Genomic DNA, 18,502 nt, shown 5'->3' with positions numbered 1-18,502 from the left:
GAACGGCATCAACTCCCTTTATTCACAGCCCAGTTGTTAACCCGGAATTGACCGCACCGCACCGCACCGGCCACCGGGGCGGCGCAGGATGCCACCCCAGGGGGGAACGGACGAGTGGGGGTACGGGTGTGGTCGCCGGGGAGAGATCCGTCGTCGTCGAGGAGCCCCGCCTGACCGTGCGGCGCCGGTCCTCCGGCTCGTGGTCGCGACGGAGTCTGCTGCTCTTCCTCCTTCCCGTACTGGCGACCGTCCTGACGGGACTCGCCACGCTGACGATCTCGGGGAACCTGCTGCTGCCCTTCGAACGGGTCGTCGTCCTGGAGGGCAAGATGGCCTCCAAGCGGGACTTCTTCGAGGACGAGGAGGTCCGGCGGATCCTGCTGAAGCACCACATCAGCGTCCACATCACCAGCTCGGGTTCCCGCGAGGTCGCGATGCGGGACATCGCCGCGTTCGACTTCGTCTTCCCCTCCGGTCAGCCGGCCGGCGATCTGATCACCGGCGTGCGCGCGGCGGACGGCCGGTACGCCAAGGTGCACCGCCCCTTCGTGAGCCCCATCGCGCTCGCGACCTACCGGGAGTACGCCGAGACCCTGCGCGACGCGGGCATCGCCACCCCGCTGCCCTCCGAAGGCGCGGACCGGCCGCTCTACTACTCGCTGGACATGCGGAAGTTCCTCGACAGCATCGACCGGGGGAAGCGCTGGAACGACCTGGGCATCCGTCGGCACGGGATCGCCAACGCCAATCGCATCGTCGCGCAGAGCCCCGACGTCTGCGGCTCCAACTCCGCCGGCACCTACCTCGCCCTCGTCTCCTTCACCTGGCGCGGCGACGGACCCGACGTGCCCACCACCGACCAGGAGGCGAGCAGCCGCGCGCGGTCCGTCAAGCACCTCATGGAGCAGGGCCTGCCCGCCGCGGACGTGTTCCGGACGTACATCTCGCCCGACGGCAAGGGCATCGCGCCCGTGGTCGTGGCGTACGAGCACCAGTACCTCACCTACCAGGTCCGGCACCGCGCCGAGACCGGGCGGCTCGACTCGGAGCGCGTCCTGCTCTACCCCTCCAGCCAGTTCGTCACCCAGCCCCAGTTCATCTCCCTGAACAGCAAGGGCGACCGGCTCGGCGAGCTCGTCACCACGGACCCCGATCTGCGCCGGCGCGCGATGGAGCTGGGCTTCCGGATCCTGGATCCGGCGGGCGAGGTCGCAGGCGACCAGCTGGCGCGCTTCCTGACCGAGCGGAACGTCCCCGTGCCGGCGCTGCGCGGTGACGACACCCGCTCCCCCATGCCCCGGATCCGCTACCTGGAGCGGATGATCTCCATCGTCGGCGACTGTCCGGTCGCCCCGCTCCCGGACCAGGCCCGGTGACGGGGCCCGGCCGTCCCCGGCCGCCTCGCCGGCGCAGGGCGCTGACCGCGCTCGCCCTGGCCTGGCTGGCCGTCCTCGCCACCCTCGCCTCCTGCACCTCGGACAGCCCCGAGCCCGTGACCCTGCGGGTCCTGGCGAGCTCCGAACTCGCCGACATGGAGCCCTTGTTCGACGATCTGCGGCGCGACACGGGCATCACTCTGGAGATGGAGTACCAGGGCACCGTCGAGGCCACCGCCTCCCTGGCAGCCGGCCGGTACCGGCACGATCTCGCCTGGCTCTCCTCCTCCCGCCCCTTCCAGCTCCTCCTGCGGAAGCACGGACGTCAGACGGAGAGCCCGCTGTCGACGAGCACGATGCGCTCCCCCGTCGTCGTCGGCCTGAAGCCCGAGGTGGCGCAGCGGCTGCGCCGGGCGGCCCCCGACGGGCAGCTGTCCTGGGCCGACCTGGCCGACGCCGCGGCGGCCGGCACGCTGAAGTACGCGATGGCCGACCCCCGCAGCTCGAACAGCGGGCTGTCCGCGCTGGTGGGCGTGGCGACCGCCGCCGCGGCCACCGGCGGCGCCCTGCGCCCCGAGGACGTGTCCTGCGACCGGCTGCGCGGCTTCTTCGCCGGGCACAAACTGACCGTGGACTCCTCCGGTGGGCTCGCGGGCGCGTACGCCCGGGCCGAGGGCGGCCTCGACGCGCTGATCACGTACGAGTCCGAGCTGCTCGCGCTGAACCGCGCGGGCACCCTCCGGGCACCCCTGGAGATCGTCTACCCGAAGGACGGCATCGTGCTGTCCGACTACCCCCTGATGCTGCTCGACCCGGCTCGGCGGGACGCGTACGACCGGCTGACGGCGTGGCTCCGGAGCGAAGCCGTACAGCGGAAGATCATGGAACGGACACTGCGCAGGCCGATCACCCCCGACCTGCCCCGCATCCCCAGCCTGCGGACCCCTCTCGGCAACGCCCTGTACTTCCCCGACGACCAGGCGGTCGTCGACCGGCTGCTCGCCGACTACGCCGCCGCGCGCAGCGGCGGCCCCGCGCGGGTCCTCTTCCTGCTCGACTTCTCGACGTCCATGCGGGGCGAACGGATCGCGAACCTCCGAGCCACGTTCGACGGACTCGGCGGCGCGGACGACTCCAGGTCCGGCAAGTTCGCCAGGTTCCACCAGGGCGAGACGCTCACGGTGCTGCGCTTCGGCGGTCGCGTACTGGACGAGCAGAGCGTCACGTACGGGAAGGCGGGCGATCTGGAGCGGCTGCGGGGCTTCGTGGCCGACGACGGCTTCGCCACGAGCACCGCCGTCTGGTCGGCACTCGACCACGCCTACCGGTCGGCGGCCGACGCCCTGGCGAAGGACTCCCGGCAGCGCGTGTCCATCGTGCTCATGACGGACGGGGAGAACAACGCCGGGATGAGCCTCGACACCTTCCTCGGCCGGTATGCGGCCCTGCCGCCGGCCGCCCGCGCGGTCCGTACGTACACCGTCCGCTACGGCGACTCCGATCCACGGGAACTCGACCGCGCGGCCAGGGCCACCGGAGGACACATGGCCGATGCCACCGGACAGTCCCTGCTCAATGCCTTCAAGGAGATCCGTGGGTGTCACGAGTGAAGCGTGGTGGGCCGTGTGGTGGCCCTGGATGCTGCTGTGGACGGTCACGGGAGCGGGGCTGGCCGCGCTCCTGACCGTGACGCTGCTGCGGCTGGTCCGCGCCCGGCGGACCGTCACCCCGGACATCACGGACGGCATCTGCTTCTACCTGCACGACAAGATGGTCATGGACCACTACCAGATGCGCAGTTACACGGCCGCGCTGCGCAAGGAGGTCGAGCAGCGCACCAGTGACAGCAAGGACGGCACCGTGCGCGCGAAGGTCTTCGGCGTGGGCGCGGACGGCGGCCGCAAGGAGAACACCGAGGTCGTCAGCCGCTATCTGGAGGTCGCGGAGCCGATCTCGGTGATCGGTCTGATCATGAAGGTCCTGGAGGAGAAGCGGGTCATCGTCCACGTCGACCTGCCGAGCCGGTCGGTCACCCGGAGCACCGCGCTGCTCCGGACGACCGCCGGTGCGCGGGACGACGTGCGGCTGCGCGACGTCGAGGGCTTCGTCCTGATCCGGGGCCGGTACCGCGCGACGGGCGACGAGGGGCCCTCCACCGTCTTCCTCGCGCCGTACGGAGACCCGGCCGACCCCTCCCAGGGCCCCCGCGTCCGCGTCACCTGCGCCACGGAGGGGCTGCGCACCCAGGTCCCCCAGGGCACCTTCTCCGCCCGGTGCCTGGGCAAGGTCCAGGAATGGAACGCGGCCGAAGGGGTCCTGGAGGTCCAGGCGATGGCGATCTTCCGCTGACCCGGTCGGGCCGGGTCCACCGGCCCGACCGGGTCAGAGTGCTCCGACGATGTCCTCCACCCGGGCCTTCGCGTCGCCGAAGAGCATCGAGGTGTTCTCCTTGAAGAACAGCGGGTTCTGGACGCCCGCGTAGCCGGAGGCCATCGAGCGCTTGAACACGATGACCTTGCCGGCCTCCCAGACCGTGAGGACCGGCATGCCGGCGAGGGGGCTGCCGGGGTCCTCCGCGCCGGCCGGGTTGACCGTGTCGTTGGCGCCGATCACGAGGACGACGTCGGTGGCGGCGAAGTCCTCGTTGATCTCGTCCATCTCCAGGACGATGTCGTACGGCACCTTGGCCTCGGCGAGCAGCACGTTCATGTGGCCGGGGAGGCGGCCGGCGACCGGGTGGATGCCGAACCGTACGTCGACGCCCTTCGCGCGCAGCTTCGAGGTGAGTTCCGCGACCGGGTACTGCGCCTGCGCCACGGCCATGCCGTAGCCGGGCGTGATGACCACGGAGCGGGCCGAGCCGAGCAGCTCGGCGACGCTCACGGCGGTGATCTCCGTGTGCTCGCCGTAGTCGACGTCCGAGCCCGCCGGGGCCTCGATGCCGAAGCCGCCGGCGATGACCGAGAGGAAGGAGCGGTTCATCGCCTTGCACATGATGTAGCTCAGGTAGGCGCCGGAGGAGCCGACGAGGGCGCCGGTGATGATCAGCAGGTCGTTGCCGAGGAGGAAGCCGGAGGCGGCCGCGGCCCAGCCGGAGTAGCTGTTGAGCATGGAGACGACGACCGGCATGTCGCCGCCGCCGATCGAGGCGACGAGGTGCCAGCCGAGCGCCAGTGCCAGGACGGTCACGGTGATCAGCAGCCACAGTTCCGGCGTGATCACGAACCACGCCGTCAGGGCGACGAACAGGCCCAGCGAGCCGAGGTTCAGGACGTTCTTGCCCGGCAGCATCAGCGGCTTGGAGCTGATCTTCGCGGAGAGCTTCAGGTAGGCCACGATGGAACCGGTGAAGGTCACGGCGCCGATGAACAGGCCGATGAACACCTCGCCGTGGTGGATGCCCAGCGTGCCGAGCGCGTCCAGGGCCTGGGCCTCGTGGCCGTCCGGGTGGTTCTCGACCTCCAGGAAACCGTTCCAGCTGACCAGCACGGCCGCCAGACCGACGAAGGAGTGCAGCAGCGCGATCAGTTCGGGCATGCCGGTCATCTCGACGCCGCGCGCCCGCTGCAGACCGATCAGCGCGCCGATCAGCATCGCGAGGCCCATCAGGCCGAGGCCGGCGGTGCTGACGTCGCCGTCCACCGCGAGCACGACCGTCGCGACGAGCGCGACGCCCATGCCGAGCATGCCGAAGGCGTTGCCGAGCCTGGCCGTCTCGTGCTTGGAGAGTCCTGCCAGCGCCAGGATGAACAGCAGCGCGGCAACAAGGTAGGCCGCCTGAGCGGCGATGGTCGCAGACATGTCAGCTCCGGTTGAACATCGCGAGCATGCGACGCGTCACCGCGAAGCCGCCGAAGACATTGATACTTGCCAGCAGGATCGCCACGGCCGACAGCACCGTGACCGCCGTGCTTCCGTGCCCGATCTGCAGCAGCGCGCCGACGACGACGATCCCGGAGATCGCGTTCGTCACCGACATCAGCGGCGTGTGCAGCGCATGGTGCACATGCCCGATCACGTAGTAGCCGATCACGATCGCCAGGACGAAGACCGTCACGTGCGGGAGCAGCGCCGCCGGCGCGAACCCGGCTGCCAGGAACAGCGCCAGGGCGGCGACGGCCACGCCGCCGAACCTCCCCCTCGCCGACATCGGCGGCTTCTTCGGCGCCGGCTCCCGCACGGCCGCCGTGGGTGTGGTGGCCGGGGCCGCCGAGACCTGCACCGGCGGAGGCGGCCAGGCCAGCTCGCCCTTGCGTACGACGGTGATCGAACGCTGCACCGGATCCTCCCAGTCCAGGACGAGGCGAGCGTCCTTGTCGGGGGTCATCAGCTTCAGCAGGTTCACCAGGTTCGTGCCGTACAGCTGCGAGGCCTGCGCCGGCAGCCGGCCCGCCAGGTCGGTGTATCCGATGATCGTCACGCCGTTGGCCGTGACGGTCTTCTCGCCCTTCACCGTGCCCACGACGTTGCCGCCGTTGGCGGCGGCCATGTCGACGATCACCGAGCCCGGCTTCATGCTCGCCACCATCTCCGCCGTGATCAGCGTCGGCGCGGGACGGCCCGGGATCAGGGCGGTGGTGATGACGATGTCGGCCTCGCGGCACTGCGCGGCGTACAGCTCCACCTCGCGCGCCTTGTACTCCTCGCCCATCTCCTTGGCGTAACCGGTCTTGGAGACCTCGACCTCGGCGGACTCGATAGACAGGTACTCGCCGCCCAGCGACCGCACCTGATCGGCCACCTCCGGCCGCGGGTCGGTCGCCCGCACGATCGCACCGAGCGAGCCCGCCGCACCGATCGCCGCGAGACCCGCGACGCCCGCGCCCGCGACGAGCACCCTCGCCGGCGGCACCTTGCCCGCCGCCGTCACCTGGCCGGTGAAGAACCGCCCGAACTCGTGCGCGGCCTCGATCACGGCCCGGTATCCCGCGATGTTCGCCATCGACGACAGGACGTCCATCGACTGCGCCCGGCTGATACGCGGCACGGCGTCCATCGACAGCGCGGTGAACGGCCGACGGCCCAGCTCCTCCACCATCACGGGGTCGAAGGCCGGCGCGAACAGAGCGATCACCGTCGCCGCCGGCCGTACCCGGTCCAGCTGGGACGGGTCCGGGGCGTTGACCCCCAGCACCACGTCCTCGGCCGCAGCGTCGCCGATGGTCGCACCGGCAGCCTCGTAAGCGCTGTCGGTGAAGCCGGCGGCGACGCCCGCGCCCGGGTCGACGACCACGTCGTACCCCAGTTTGCGGATCTGCTCGATCGTGGCCGGCGTCGCCGACACCCGACTCTCACCTGCCCGCGCTTCCTTGAGGACTCCGACATTCACGAGCGTTCTCCGTTCGCTGCTGTTCAGACGAGAAGCGGGTGACTCATTCCACCGCGTCCATGAATTATTCCGCCTTGAACACGGACGCAGCTCGAGCGCACGATTCCCTGCCGAACCGGCAGCGGCCACTCGCCCTCACGGAGAGGACACGATCGCAGAGGCCGGTGGGCGTCCCTGGGGAAGACCGTTCCCGGGGTTCCGTCAGAACGCGAAGACCGTGCCCTCCGCCGTGCGGGCCCGCAGTTCGCACGGGTTGCCGTAGGTCGCCGACCAGCTCACGCGCCGGCCCTGCCAGACGCCGTCACCGGTGACCGTGACCGGGTTCCACTCACGCGTACAGGGGCGGCCTCCCCGTAAGTCAGTCAGGTTCGCGAAGTCGCCCTCCGCGGCGGCCAGTTCCGCGCAGGCCGCTTCCGGTGCGGGGTGGCTGCCGGACGGGGTCGGGGCACAGGTCAGGGTGACCGCGCGGACGACGGTGTCGGACGACGGGTCCGCGCCCGCACCGATGGTCATCACGAGCGCCGACGGAGCGTAGAGGCTCTCGGGCGCCGCCGTGGCGGTGCCGGTGAAGGCGGCGCCGACGAGTGCGAGGCCGGTCGCGGTGGCGAACGCGGTGGCGCCGAGAGTACGGAAGTAGCGCACGGGGGTGTCCCTTCGCGGGGTGACGGGGGTGATGCGAGCCGATCGGCTGCGCACCGGAGTCTTGTCGACGCGGAGGGTGATCGCACACGCGGTCGCAGCTTTCCGGCCGTGGCCCCCGACGGTCCCCTACCGACTGGTCGTTCGGGCAGTTGGGAGGCGGTGCCGCTGCACTACGCCCCGCTCCCCTGGGCGCGGACGCCGCGGGCGGTCCAAGCTCGAACGATCCGTTGACCTGCGCCGTAACGGAAAGATGTTCGAGATTGGACCGCCCGTACCCCCTCATGATCGTCCGGAACCCAAGGCCCCGGTACGGTCCTGCCAGACCCCGGTACGGTCCTGCCGGCCCCCGGCAGGACCGAGGGGGTTCAGTGCTCGCAGAGGGAGAACTCCCGCTCGTAGAGCTGGTCGTTGTGTTCGTCGACGAAGAACTTGCGCTCCTGCATGAGCTGTTCGCGGTAGCCCTTGGCCTGCTCGAGCGTCATGGTCGAGGTGTCGGACCAGGGTTGCTGCGGCGGCACATCGGATGTCGAGACGATCTTCTCCGACGGGTCGACCAGGAAGAACGCGAGGATCTTGCGGTGCCCCGAGCGGGTGGGGTCCGTGAGGCGGAACGAACCGACGCGGTGCTGCAGGACGTTCGGGAACGCCAGGCAGCGCCCCGCCGGGGTCGACGCCGAGCCCAGCAGCTGATTCAGCGCGTCCTCGTTCTCCAGGCCGTAGACCTCACGCAGACCGTTGTCGTCGTTCTGCTCGTAGTCCGGGTCGTCGAGCGCCGCCCGGAAACTCAGCCGGCTCTCGGTGATGTTCTCGCTGTCCCAGTAGTAGATCCCGGTCGACACGATCCGCTCGTTCAACATCCCCTCGACGTGCCAGGAACCGCCGGCGTACTCGGGCTTGTCCGGGGTGAGATGAATGCTCGCGAGCTTGACGATGACCTGGAGACCGCGGCCGCGCAGATCGACCCGGGCGGATGCGTCGGGCAGCTCGGGCGCGGTGAAGGCGGGGGCGTCCGGGACGACCGGGAGGCGGGTCTCCCACCAGTCCTCCAGGGCCGTTTCCCATGCGTCATAGGCTTCCGCGTAGGCGTCGGCATCACTGTAGGAAGCCTTGTCCGGGCGCTCCGGCTCCGAGTCGTACCACCCGTAGGGATCGGCCACGATCCGCAGGGGCCGCGGATGGCGCAGATCGGTGAGCACGTTCTCCAGCAGCGGGCGCATGCGTGCGAACAAGTCCGGCAGCACGGAGGCCAGTTCGTGATGCTTCTCGGGGTGGACGTTGTTGACGTACGAACGGAAGACGACATCGCCTTCGTCACTGACGTCGACGTCCGTGGGCAGCCACTGGAACTTCTCGGAGAACTCGTACTTCGCGTAGCGGTCCGTCGGGTTCCGCCACGCCCGCTCGGGCGCGCCGCTCACCTCTCTCGTCAGGCAGAACAGTGAGGGATGGACGAGATCCAGCACCTGCCCGTCGGATCCGGGATGCCAGTCCCGGTCCGCTTCGGGGACCTCTTCCAGAACCCGGACCGCCGCGCGCAGCCGGGATTCGAGCTTGTCGTCGATCAGCGTGTCCGACTGCCACACCCCGTCGACGGCGGACACCTCGATGCCGGTTCGTTCGTCACGCAGTGCGGCGTAGTGCACGAGTTCGTCGAGCACATGGCGAACCTGTGCTGCGGTGAGGCCCTGGGCGACCGCCTCCCGCGTCCACCTGGCGACGATGTCGGCATCGTTCATCTTGTCGAACCACCCGGGCTTCGCCCGAATGTGCGCGCTGCATTGCATCATCTGGAGTTCCCGCAGCGTTCGGGGCGTCGCGAACGCTATGGAGCGGGAAGTCTGGAAGGGCAGCGGGAAGGCAGACAGGCCGGTCAATTCTCGTGGTCCCTACAGTCGGCGTGCGGTGGCGGGCAGGATAGCCCAGCGGACTGACACGGACAGCGTGCCGCGGTGTCCACGGGCCGCTGATGGAAGTCGAGCCGCCGGAATACCTACGATGTCGGCAAACCGACAGGAGGGGATCGCGGTGGGAACGCTCAAGGCACTGGGGGTCGGCGAGGAGGAGGAGCGCCTGTACCGACTGCTGCTGTCCGGTCCGGATCGGACGCTTGCCGACCTGACGGAGGCGCTGGGCGTCGCACCGGCACCGCTGCGTCGGCGGCTGAGGGTGCTCGAGGACGCCGGGCTCGTCTTCCGTACGCCGACCCGGCCCGTCCGCTACCGTCCCTCGCCTCCGGGACCCGCCGTGGACGTCCTGATCGCCCGTAGGCAGGAGCAGTTGGACCGGACCCGCTCCGAGGCGAAGGAGCTGACCCAGCTCTGGGAGGCGGGGACGGGCCGGGAGCCGGCGGTCGAGGTGGTCCAGGGGGCCGAGGCCAACGTCCAGCTGTTCCTGCAGACGCAGCGCTCCGCCCGCGAGGAGATCCTCACCTTCGACAAACCCCCGTACATCGTCGAGGGGGTCGGCAGGCAGGCCGAGGTCCAGCGCGATCGCATGGCCACGGGGGTGCGCTATCGCACCCTCTACGACCGGGAGTCGCTGCTCGAACCGGAGCAGCACGCTCTCGCCCGTGAGCTCGCCGCCCACGGAGAGCAGGCCCGGGTCCTCGACGGCGTCCCCCTCAAGGCCCTCATCGCCGACGGCACCACGGCTCTCGTCCCGGTCCAGCTCACCGAGGACCGGCACGCGGTGGTTCTGCGCGACTCGCCGCTGCTCGACGCGCTCGTCTCCCTCTTCGAGCTTCTCTGGCAGCGGGCCACGCCCCTGTGGCCGACCGGCCGGCACGAGCAGCCGAGTGGGCTCAGCGACTTCGACAGGCTGCTGCTCGGCTACGCGGCCGTGGGCTGCACGGACGAGGTCACCGCCCGCAAGACGGGTCTCAACCAGCGCACGATCGAACGCCACATGCGCCGCATCATGGACACCCTCGGCGCACGCACCCGCTTCCAGGCCGGTCTCCAGGCCGGTCTGCAGGGCTACCTCGGGGACCGGGAGGACCCCGCGTAGCCCCCGATCCTGGCAGGGGAAAGCCCGGTACGGCCGTGAGCCGTACCGGGCGTCCCGAGAGGGGAACGCCCCTCTCAGGGGTCGCGCGGGGTGGGTCAGCCGATCGAGCAGGTCATGTACCACTGCTGCTTGGTGCAGGTGACCGTGGTGGAGACGGCGCCGGTGCCGCCCTTGTCGTCGGTGACGGTGAGCGTGGTCCGGTAGGTGCCGGAGGCGTTGGAGGGGAACTGGTGGCTGACGTCGGCGCCGGTACCCGTGGTGCCGTCACCGAAGGACCAGCTGTACGAGGCGATGGCGCCGTCCGGGTCGTAGGAGCCGGCGGAGTTCAGCGAGCAGTGTCCGTTGACCGTGCAGAAGCCGTCGATCTTGGCGGTGGGCTTGTCGTTGTGGTTCGGGGCGAGGAGCCGGAAGGTGGTCTGGTTTCGGCCGGTGCGGTTGGAGGAGTCGGTGACCGTCAGCTTGACGGTGTAGGTGCCGTAGGAGGCGTACGTGTGGGTGGGCTTGACGCCGGTGCCCGTCGTGCCGTCGCCGAAGTCCCAGCTGTAGGACAGGCCGCTGCCGCCGGTGAGCGAGGCGTCGAAGGTGCAGGCGCGGGTGGCCCGGTCGCAGGCGGGGACGAACGTCGCCTGCGGTGCGGAGGTTCCGCCGGCCGGGTAGGCCGCGGTGTCTGTCACGTCGAGCAGCGGTTCCTTGGCTCCGTCACCGGAGGTGTCGGTCCAGTTGGCGTTGCCGGTGGCGACGAGGCGGTTGCGGACGGCCAGGACACCGGCCCTGTCGGTGGGCTTGGCGCTGCCGCGGGTGAGCCAGCCGGCGGCGCCGGCGACGTGCGGCGCCGCCTGCGACGTACCGCTGTAGTTGGAGTAGCCGCCGTCCTTGAAGGCGGAGCGGATGCAGTCGCCGGGGGCGGCCAGGTCGACGCCGCGCCCGAAGTTGCTGAAGTTGGAGAGCGTGTCGTCCTTGTTGGTGTTCTTCGCGTTGCACCAGGCGAAGTCGCCGAGACCGCCGGCCTTGCCGTCGGCGTCGCTGAGGGAGGAGACGGTGATGGCGTCGGGGGCGTTGGCGGGGCTCTGCTCGGCGACGTCGCGCTTGTCGTTGCCCGCGGAGACCACGACGACGCTGCCCTTGGCGATGGCCCGGCCGACGGCGTCGTTGACCGCCTGGACCGTGCCGTCGAAGCCGAGGCTCAGGTTGACGACCTCGATCTCGGCGGCGTGCGCGGTCACCCAGTCGATGCCGTTGACGATCTCCTCGGTGCTGCCGCTGCCCTTGCTGTTCAACGACTTGACCGACCAGAGCCGGGCTCCGGGGGCGACGCCGACGTACCCGATGCCGTTGTCGAGGCCGCCGACGATGCCGGCGACGTTGCTGCCGTGCCCGTTGTCGTCCATGCCGGCGTTCTCCACACAGGCGGTGACACCGACGCAGTTCACCCGGCGGACCACGTTGAGGTCCGGGTGCGTGTAGTCGATGCCCGAGTCGATGACGGCGACGTCCACGTCGACGCGTTCGTCCCGCCCGTCGCCGACTCTCAGCCCGGAGTCGGCGGCGGCGCCGGTCCGGGCGGTGCCGTTGGGTGTCGCCTGACCGTGCGCGTGGGCGACCGCGGACTTCTCCACGTACGCGACGTTCGGGTCGTTGCGCAGAGTGGCCACTGCCGCCGGGGTCAGCTCGGCGGAGAACCCGTTGAGCGCCGAGCGGAAGACCGATCCGAGCTCGACGCCCGCGGCGGAACGGGCGACCGAGACCGGGTCGGCGACGGTGCCGTTCTTCAGGACGAGGACGTACCGGGCGCCGTCCTGCGGAGCCGCCTCGACGCCCTGGGCGACGGCCGGAAGAGTGCCGAGCAGCGCGCCGGTTGCCAGCGTGAGGCCCGCGGATATCGCGAACCGCTTCATGCTTCCTCCAAGTGGAGGTGGGGATGTCGGCCCAGACAGTAGGTGCAGCACGAGCGATTGGGTATGCCGGACTTCCGCCTCTGTCGCCATTCCGACAGCCGGAGAAGAAGGGACTGGGAGGCCCCGCGTCCGGAAGGTGTTCTAGCGTGGAAGGAGACGTGCACCGCGCAGCGGCGATGGCTGGGACGTCCGGTTCCGTCCGTCCGGCCGCCCTCTCGTGAGGCGTCCGATCGGCAGGTGAGATCAATGAGCGGAACGGCCGGCGCCGCCGGCGACGGAAACCACCCGTTCGACGTGATCGTCGTCGGCGCACGCTGTGCGGGCGCACCGACCGCGATGCTGCTGGCCCGACGGGGTCACCGGGTCCTCCTGGTCGACCGGGCGACCTTCCCGAGCGACACGATCTCCACGCACCTGATCCATCCGCCCGGGCTGGCCGCGCTGGACCGGTGGGGACTGCTGGAGCGGGTCGTGGCGACCGGGTGTCCCCCCATCGACACCTACGCGTTCGACCTCGGGCCGTTCGCCATCGTGGGGTCCCCGGCCGGAGAGGGCTTCGACGCCTCGTACGCTCCCCGCCGCACGGTCCTCGACAAGATCCTCGTCGACGCCGCCGCGGAGGCCGGTGCCGAGGTACGCGAGGGGTTCACCGTCGAGGAGCTCCTGTTCGACGGGGCCACGGTGACCGGGATCAAGGGCCACCGCAAGGACGGCGGTACCGCCGTCGACCACGCCCGGATCACCGTGGGCGCGGACGGACTCCACTCGTCCGTCGCCAGGGCGACCGGTGCCGCCGACTACGCGGAGAAACCGAAGATCAACGCCTACTACTACGCGTACTGGTCCGGGCTGCCCATGAACGGCACGTACGAGGCGTACGACCGCGGCGACTGCGCCTTCGCCGCGTGGCCCACCAACGAGGACCTGGCGATGGTCATCGCCGGCTGGCCCATGCGCGACTTCGAGGCCAACCGCGGTGACGTCGAGGGCAACTACCACGCCACGATGGCCCGTTCGCCGGCCTTCGCGGAGCGGCTCGCGCAGGCCACCCGGACCGGACGGTTCGTCGGAACGGCCATCCCCAACTACTTCCGTAAGCCCTACGGCCCCGGCTGGGCCCTGGTCGGCGATGCCGGATACCTGAAGGACCCCATCACCGCCCAGGGCATCCAGGACGCCTTCCGGGACGCGGAGCGGTGCAGTGGCGCACTCGACGACGTACTCGCCGGCCGCCGGTCCTTCGACGAAGCGATGCGGGGCGCCCAGGAGGCGAGGGACGCCCAGGTGACGAGCATGTACGAGTTCACGGCCGAGTTCGCGACGATGGAACCGCCACCCCCCGAGATGCGGCAGCTGCTCCTCGCCGTGTCCCAGAGCCCCACGGCATCCGACGAGTTCGTCAGGGTCACGGCGGGCATGACCCCGCCCGAGGAGTTCCTCGGTCACATGCAGGAACGGATGGGCGGCCAGGCGGCCGACGCGGCCTGACGCCCGACCGGCCGAGCGGGGAGGACCGGCCTCTGCGTGACGGTCCGCCGGCAGTAGGCCGACGGACCGTCACGAAACGTGCTGCATGCGTGAACGGCACGGTGACGACGTGGACGAAGATCTTGACGCCTCTGAAACGGCCCCTGACCTCCGACTGTCACACGCCGGGACGACAAGCTCGGGAGGCGGTCAGCCCACGTACTTGTCGGCGGCGTACAGCGCCTGGTCGAGAATGGCCAGGCCCTCGCGGGCCTCGTCGTCGGTGATGGTGCACGGGGGGACGACGTGGATGCGGTTGTAGTTGTACACCGGCCACATGCCGCCCTCCTTGCACGCGGCGACCACCTCGTCGACGGGGCGGGCCAGCTCGCCGCCGGCGGCGTACGGGACGAGCATTTCGCGGGTCTCGCGGTCGCGGACGAGTTCCACGGCCCAGAACACGCCCAGTCCGCGGACCTCGCCGACCGACGGGTGGCGGTCGGCGATCTCCCGCAGCCCCGGGCCGATGATCTCCGCTCCCACGCGGGCGGCGTTCTCGTTCACGCCCTCCTCCCGCATCGCGGTGATGGTGCCCACCGCGGCGGCGCACGCCAGGGGGTGGCCGGAGTAGGTGAGGCCACCGGGGTAGGCCACATCGCGGAAGGTGTCGTGCACGGCGTCGGAGAGGATGACCCCGCCGAGCGGCACGTAACCGGAGTTGACGCCCTTGGCGAAGGTGATCAGGTCCGGAGTGACGCCCCAGTGGTCGACGGCGAACCAGGCGCCCGTGCGGCCGAAGCCGGACATGACCTCGTCCGCGATGTAGAGGATGCCGTAGCGGTCGCAGAGCTCACGGACACCGGCGAGGTAGCCCGGCGGCGGGACCAGGATCCCGGCGGTGCCGACGACCGTCTCCAGCACGATCGCGGCGATCGTGGACGGCCCCTCGAAGGTGATGACCTGCTCGAGGTGGGCGAGGGCGCGCTCGCACTCCTCGGCCTCCGTCGTGGCGTGGAAGTGCGAGCGGTAGAGGTACGGGCCGAAGAAGTGGGCGACGTTCCCGGACGCGCTGCCGGAGTTCTCGTTCGCCCAGCGGCGCGGGTCGCCGGTGAGGCTGATCGCCGTCGCCGTACCGCCGTGGTAGGAGCGGTAGGCGGAGAGGACCTTGGGGCGTCCGGTGTGGATACGGGCCATGCGGACGGCGTGCTCGTTGGCCTCGGCTCCGCCGTTCGTGAAGAACACCCGGTTGAGGTCGCCCGGCGCGATCTCCGCAATCAGTCGGGCGGCCTCACCGCGCCGGTCGTTGGCGAAGGTCGAGGCGATCATGCAGATCCGGTCGGCCTGGTCCTTGATGGCGGCGACGACCTTGGGGTGGGCGTGACCGATGTTCAGGTTGATGAACTGCGAGGAGAAGTCCAGGTAGCGCCTGCCCTCGTAGTCCCAGAAGTAGCGGCCCTCTCCCCCGGCGACCGGCATCGGGTTCACGGCGCCCTGCGCGGCCCAGGAGTGGAACAGGTGGGCCCGGTCGTCGGCGACGACGCGGGCGCCGGCCTCCGGATCGGGCAGACCTGCGGGGACGGGGGCGGAGGAGCCGGAAGCGGAGCTCGACATGGGTACCTCGATCGGTGGTAGGGAGAACGATGTGCGAGAGGGGTCGGGGAGTGGGGGCCGTCGGCGTTCGGAGGGCGTGGCGCCGGGGAGGAACAGGGCCCTTTCCTTGGCGAGGAAGTGGTGGATGTCGTCGTGGACCGCCGCCATCCGGCTGCGCGGCGGGGTGCCCTCGGCCTCGCGCAACAGCGCGGCCTGGCGCCGCAGTACCGGCCCCGAGAAGGGGAGGTTCCCGCTGCTTCCGTACCGGATCGAGCCGTGGGCGTCGCGGCGCGGCACGATCTCGGAACGGGCGTGGATGCTGGCGCTGAAGGGGATGTCGAGCCTGCCGTCCCGGAAGGCCCGCTCGATCCCCTCGAAGAGGACGTCGGCGGCCAGCACCGGCTCGACGAGCTCGGCCACCTCACGCTCGATCCAGTGCTGTTCCTCCGCCACGCGGTCCTCGTCGACCCGGACGAAGTCCAGCAGCTCCGAGGCCCCGAGCGCCGCCGTGCGCAGTCCGGACGCGTTGGCGGCCGCGTCGGGGATCCCCTGGGCCTCCTGGACGGTCTTGGTGATCACCTTGGTGGCACCGCCGAGCCGGGCGGTCAGTCCGCCCAGCAGGATCAGTCCGCCCGCGAACTCGGGGGTGGTGGGGAAGACGCCCATGAACTCGTGGAGGACGGGATAGACCTCCACGTCCGGGCCGAGGTAGCGGCGCGCCAGGGTGCGCGTCGCCCGCAGGGCCGCGATGTCCTGGTGGATCTCCCCGCTCTGGGGATAGGAGATCGACAGACAGCGGACGCCCTCCGCGACGGCGGCGGCGCCTTCGAGGAGCGTCATGGCGAGGCTCACCGACGGCGGGACGAGCACGGCGGTGAGTGTGCCGAAGAGCTCCCGGTCGACGACGACTCCGCTGCGGGCCAGCGTGCCGCACACGGCGTCGACCCGCTGCCACGCGCGCAAGGAGCGGGACAGCGGAACGTCCTTGGAGTAGGGCAGGTTGTAGCCGATGCCGCCGCCCTCGAAGGAGGTGATGCCCGAGGCCAGGGAGACGGCGAACAGCTCGCGCGGGTCGGGCGAGCCGTGGCGTACCTCCAGGGGTACGCCCACCGTCTCGACGAGCTGCCGGCCCCGTCGCCACCCGTGGGTGACCAGCGGATAGCCGTTGAGCTCGGCCGGGTCGCGGAGCAGGACGTCCCGTGCCGCACGGAACTTCCGCAGCCGGGTGTGCGAGTCGATCGTGACGGACAGGATGTCCGGTGCCGCAGCCTCCAGTTCGCGCAGCAAGTGTCTCATCGGCTCGTGGCCGCCCACCCCGCAGCGAGGCTGCACGGCGGGGCGTCCCAGGGCCTCCGCGGCGCGCAGCACGTCGACGACGCGCGGCAGCCGCGGTGAGGCGAGATGGGCCACGACGTCGGACCAGTCGGGCAGGGAGTCCGCGACGTCCGGGGCCAGTTCGAGTGTGTCGAGCTCAGTCATGCTGGAGTTCGGCCGCCTTGCCCGTGCTTCGCAGTCGGTCGAGGAGCAGGACAATCTCGTTGCTGTCGGTCAGGATGTGGTCGATCCCGAGGTCGCGGAGGCGGCGCAGGTCCGCTTCGGTCGTGCGGCTGCCCACGGACAGGTTGCCTCCGACGATCACGGGCGGGCTGAGCCGGCCCGCGGCCCGCAGCGCCGGCAGGTCCCGGAGGTCGTGGTGGGCGTGACCGTTGAGGCTGCCGATGAGCACGGCCTCGGCCTGCGGGTGCGCGTCCACCGCGTCGGCGAAGTCGCCGAGCGGGGTACAGACTCCGAGGTTGACCACGGTGAAGCCGTAGTCCCGCAGTTGGAGGGCGATGAGCTGGTTGGCGACGGCGTGGGCGTCGCTCTCGGCGACGCCGAGGACGACGAGGCGTTCGCCCCGGCCTGGCAGCGCGTGCATCGGCAGCTTCCTCTCGGATTCCGGTGTCCTTCGGACCCGTGTGTGGTCGGTCAGTCTTCGAACGCCATGAAGAGCGCGCGGTGGTTGACCTCGGCGAGGCGCTCGGGGGCGAACTCCTCGGGATCGGCCGTCCGCAACGAGTCGAGGACGTGGTCGATGGCCGGGACGAGCCCCCACACCTCGTGGTACGGGGACCAGCCGGGTGCTCCGCGTCGGTGGTCCTCCTCCCGCGCGAAGAGGTACGAGGCCCACTCCCGGCTCATGGGGTACCGGTGGTGGTAGTCGTGCACCACGGTGTCCCCGGTGAGGACGAGGTAGCGGGTGGGGAAGTGGACGAACAGCATGCGGAACCACCAGCGCGCCCAGGCCGCGTACCGCCGCGCCGCCGGGAGCGCCGGTGAGGGCGCGCGTTCCCCGACGAAGATCGCGTTGGTGAGGCTCGCGAAGTACTCGCGGCCGCGGCGGGGAACCTGGTGGGGCTGCGGGAAGCTGTGCTTCACGCAGAGCCGGAAGACGTTGCTGATCTGGAAGAACAGGGTCATCGGCAGGACCCAGGCGACGAGGACCGGCACCCACAGGCCGAGCACGGTGACGACCGCCGCGAGGAGCACGTACGCCAGGGTGGTGCCGACCCGCCAGGCGGGCGGGGCGTAGGTGTAGTACGAGCGGACCCGGGCGACCAGGAAGCGGGCGTGGAACCAGGGGGAGACGCATACGCCCAGCACCCTGCGCCACATCCGCCCGCGGCTCATGCCGGGCCGCAGCTTCAGTGTCACCAGGAAGGCCTGGACGGTCGGGTCGCGGGTCGTCATGTGGTGCAGGGCGTGGTGGTCGCCGACATGCTCGGTGCTGTAGCGGTCGAAGTCCTGGATCATGAGCGCCGCCGCGATGAGGCGGCCCACCAGTACGTCGGGCTTCCGCTTGCGCCACATGTTCTGGTGGGCGCACTGGTGGTAGATCATCATCCGCAGGTTGCGGGCGGCGTGCAGGGTCGCGGCCCAGCCGGGCACCAGCAGCACCAGCAGCGGGCCGCCGGCCGCCAGCGCGGTCGCGCTGAGGGCCAGGCCGAGGACGCACGAGACGAGGGCGTTCACCAGGTGCCGGGTGGGCGTGTGGCGGACGGGCCGCTGTCCCGCGTACGGCCGGCCGGTCAGCAGGGTGAGCGGCGCGGCGAACACACGCGGCAGCACCTGCATGGATTCGCGTACGGGGTCCGGCTCGCCAGGGCCGGCCGCGGTCACCGTACGCGGGGCATTCACCTCGGACATGTCCGGTCTCT

13 protein-coding genes and 1 pseudogene are annotated in these 18,502 nt (G+C 70.6%); 5 read left to right on the top strand and 9 right to left on the bottom strand.

What is annotated here, in order from left to right; all coding sequences use genetic code 11:
* The first annotated feature begins 128 nt into the window (after positions 1–128).
* From SGA01_RS04675 to SGA01_RS04665, 3 genes are read left to right on the top strand one after another with little or no spacing between them, the layout of a single operon-like run.
* Positions 129–1,376 (top strand): hypothetical protein, encoded by a 1,248-nt coding sequence (locus tag SGA01_RS04675; protein ID WP_167534011.1) that lies wholly within the window; start codon positions 129–131, stop codon positions 1,374–1,376.
* Positions 1,373–2,986: a VWA domain-containing protein gene (locus SGA01_RS04670; RefSeq protein ID WP_229918299.1), complete on the top strand. Its 1,614-nt coding sequence runs from the start codon at positions 1,373–1,375 to the stop codon at positions 2,984–2,986. The genes SGA01_RS04675 and SGA01_RS04670 overlap by 4 nt, the downstream gene beginning before the upstream one ends.
* Complete coding sequence (locus SGA01_RS04665; RefSeq protein ID WP_229918298.1) at positions 2,970–3,725, top strand: hypothetical protein; 756 nt, start codon at positions 2,970–2,972, stop codon at positions 3,723–3,725. Before SGA01_RS04670 ends, SGA01_RS04665 begins: the two co-directional genes overlap by 17 nt.
* Positions 3,726–3,758: 33 nt before the next feature.
* Here the strand turns inward: SGA01_RS04665 and pntB are convergent, their stop codons facing one another.
* The 4 genes from pntB to SGA01_RS04645 all read right to left on the bottom strand — a co-directional run bounded on the left by pntB (position 3,759) and on the right by SGA01_RS04645 (position 9,221).
* Positions 3,759–5,177: a Re/Si-specific NAD(P)(+) transhydrogenase subunit beta gene (pntB, locus tag SGA01_RS04660; RefSeq protein WP_141293585.1), complete on the bottom strand. Its 1,419-nt coding sequence runs from the start codon at positions 5,175–5,177 to the stop codon at positions 3,759–3,761.
* Position 5,178: 1 nt separating this feature from the next.
* Positions 5,179–6,705, bottom strand: a complete 1,527-nt coding sequence (locus SGA01_RS04655) for a Re/Si-specific NAD(P)(+) transhydrogenase subunit alpha (RefSeq protein ID WP_141293583.1) — start codon at positions 6,703–6,705, stop codon at positions 5,179–5,181.
* Between the two features lie 201 nt (positions 6,706–6,906).
* Entirely contained in the window at positions 6,907–7,347 is a 441-nt protein-coding gene (locus tag SGA01_RS04650; RefSeq protein ID WP_141293581.1) for a subtilase-type protease inhibitor, read from the bottom strand.
* A gap of 365 nt (positions 7,348–7,712) precedes the next feature.
* The gene (locus SGA01_RS04645) at positions 7,713–9,221 is read right to left on the bottom strand and encodes a DUF4246 domain-containing protein (protein ID WP_141293579.1); all 1,509 of its coding nucleotides are present in this window, start codon (positions 9,219–9,221) and stop codon (positions 7,713–7,715) included.
* Between the two features lie 151 nt (positions 9,222–9,372).
* Between SGA01_RS04645 and SGA01_RS04640 the strand changes: the two genes are divergently transcribed.
* Positions 9,373–10,353, top strand: coding sequence for a helix-turn-helix transcriptional regulator (locus SGA01_RS04640; RefSeq protein ID WP_167534010.1), 981 nt, complete (start codon positions 9,373–9,375; stop codon positions 10,351–10,353).
* A 95-nt stretch (positions 10,354–10,448) separates the two neighbouring features.
* Here the strand turns inward: SGA01_RS04640 and SGA01_RS42550 are convergent, their stop codons facing one another.
* Entirely contained in the window at positions 10,449–12,248 is a 1,800-nt protein-coding gene (locus SGA01_RS42550; RefSeq protein ID WP_167534009.1) for a S8 family serine peptidase, read from the bottom strand.
* A 246-nt stretch (positions 12,249–12,494) separates the two neighbouring features.
* Here SGA01_RS42550 and SGA01_RS04630 point away from each other — a divergent pair, with 246 nt between their 5' ends.
* Positions 12,495–13,736: an NAD(P)/FAD-dependent oxidoreductase gene (locus SGA01_RS04630; protein ID WP_141293573.1), complete on the top strand. Its 1,242-nt coding sequence runs from the start codon at positions 12,495–12,497 to the stop codon at positions 13,734–13,736.
* 189 nt (positions 13,737–13,925) lie between these two features.
* Here SGA01_RS04630 and SGA01_RS41715 read toward each other — a convergent pair whose 3' ends face one another.
* The 4 genes and pseudogenes from SGA01_RS41715 to SGA01_RS04615 form a co-directional block, all read right to left on the bottom strand.
* A complete protein-coding gene (locus SGA01_RS41715) occupies positions 13,926–15,326 on the bottom strand; it encodes an aspartate aminotransferase family protein (protein WP_167534013.1) in 1,401 nt (466 codons plus the stop codon).
* A 186-nt stretch (positions 15,327–15,512) separates the two neighbouring features.
* A pseudogene (locus SGA01_RS41710) lies at positions 15,513–16,784 on the bottom strand (methylaspartate mutase); the annotation flags it as partial.
* A complete protein-coding gene (locus SGA01_RS04620; RefSeq protein ID WP_141293569.1) occupies positions 16,777–17,223 on the bottom strand; it encodes a cobalamin-dependent protein in 447 nt (148 codons plus the stop codon). The pseudogene SGA01_RS41710 and the gene SGA01_RS04620, both read right to left, overlap by 8 nt.
* Positions 17,224–17,273: 50 nt before the next feature.
* Entirely contained in the window at positions 17,274–18,491 is a 1,218-nt protein-coding gene (locus SGA01_RS04615; RefSeq protein WP_218037812.1) for a fatty acid desaturase, read from the bottom strand.
* Positions 18,492–18,502: the final 11 nt, after the last annotated feature.

The sequence above is a fragment of the Streptomyces gardneri genome, from assembly GCF_006539185.1.
Classification (GTDB): domain Bacteria; phylum Actinomycetota; class Actinomycetes; order Streptomycetales; family Streptomycetaceae; genus Streptomyces; species Streptomyces gardneri.
The sequence above is the reverse complement of the archived record's forward strand: the minus strand, read 5'-3'. Positions and strand labels throughout refer to the sequence as shown.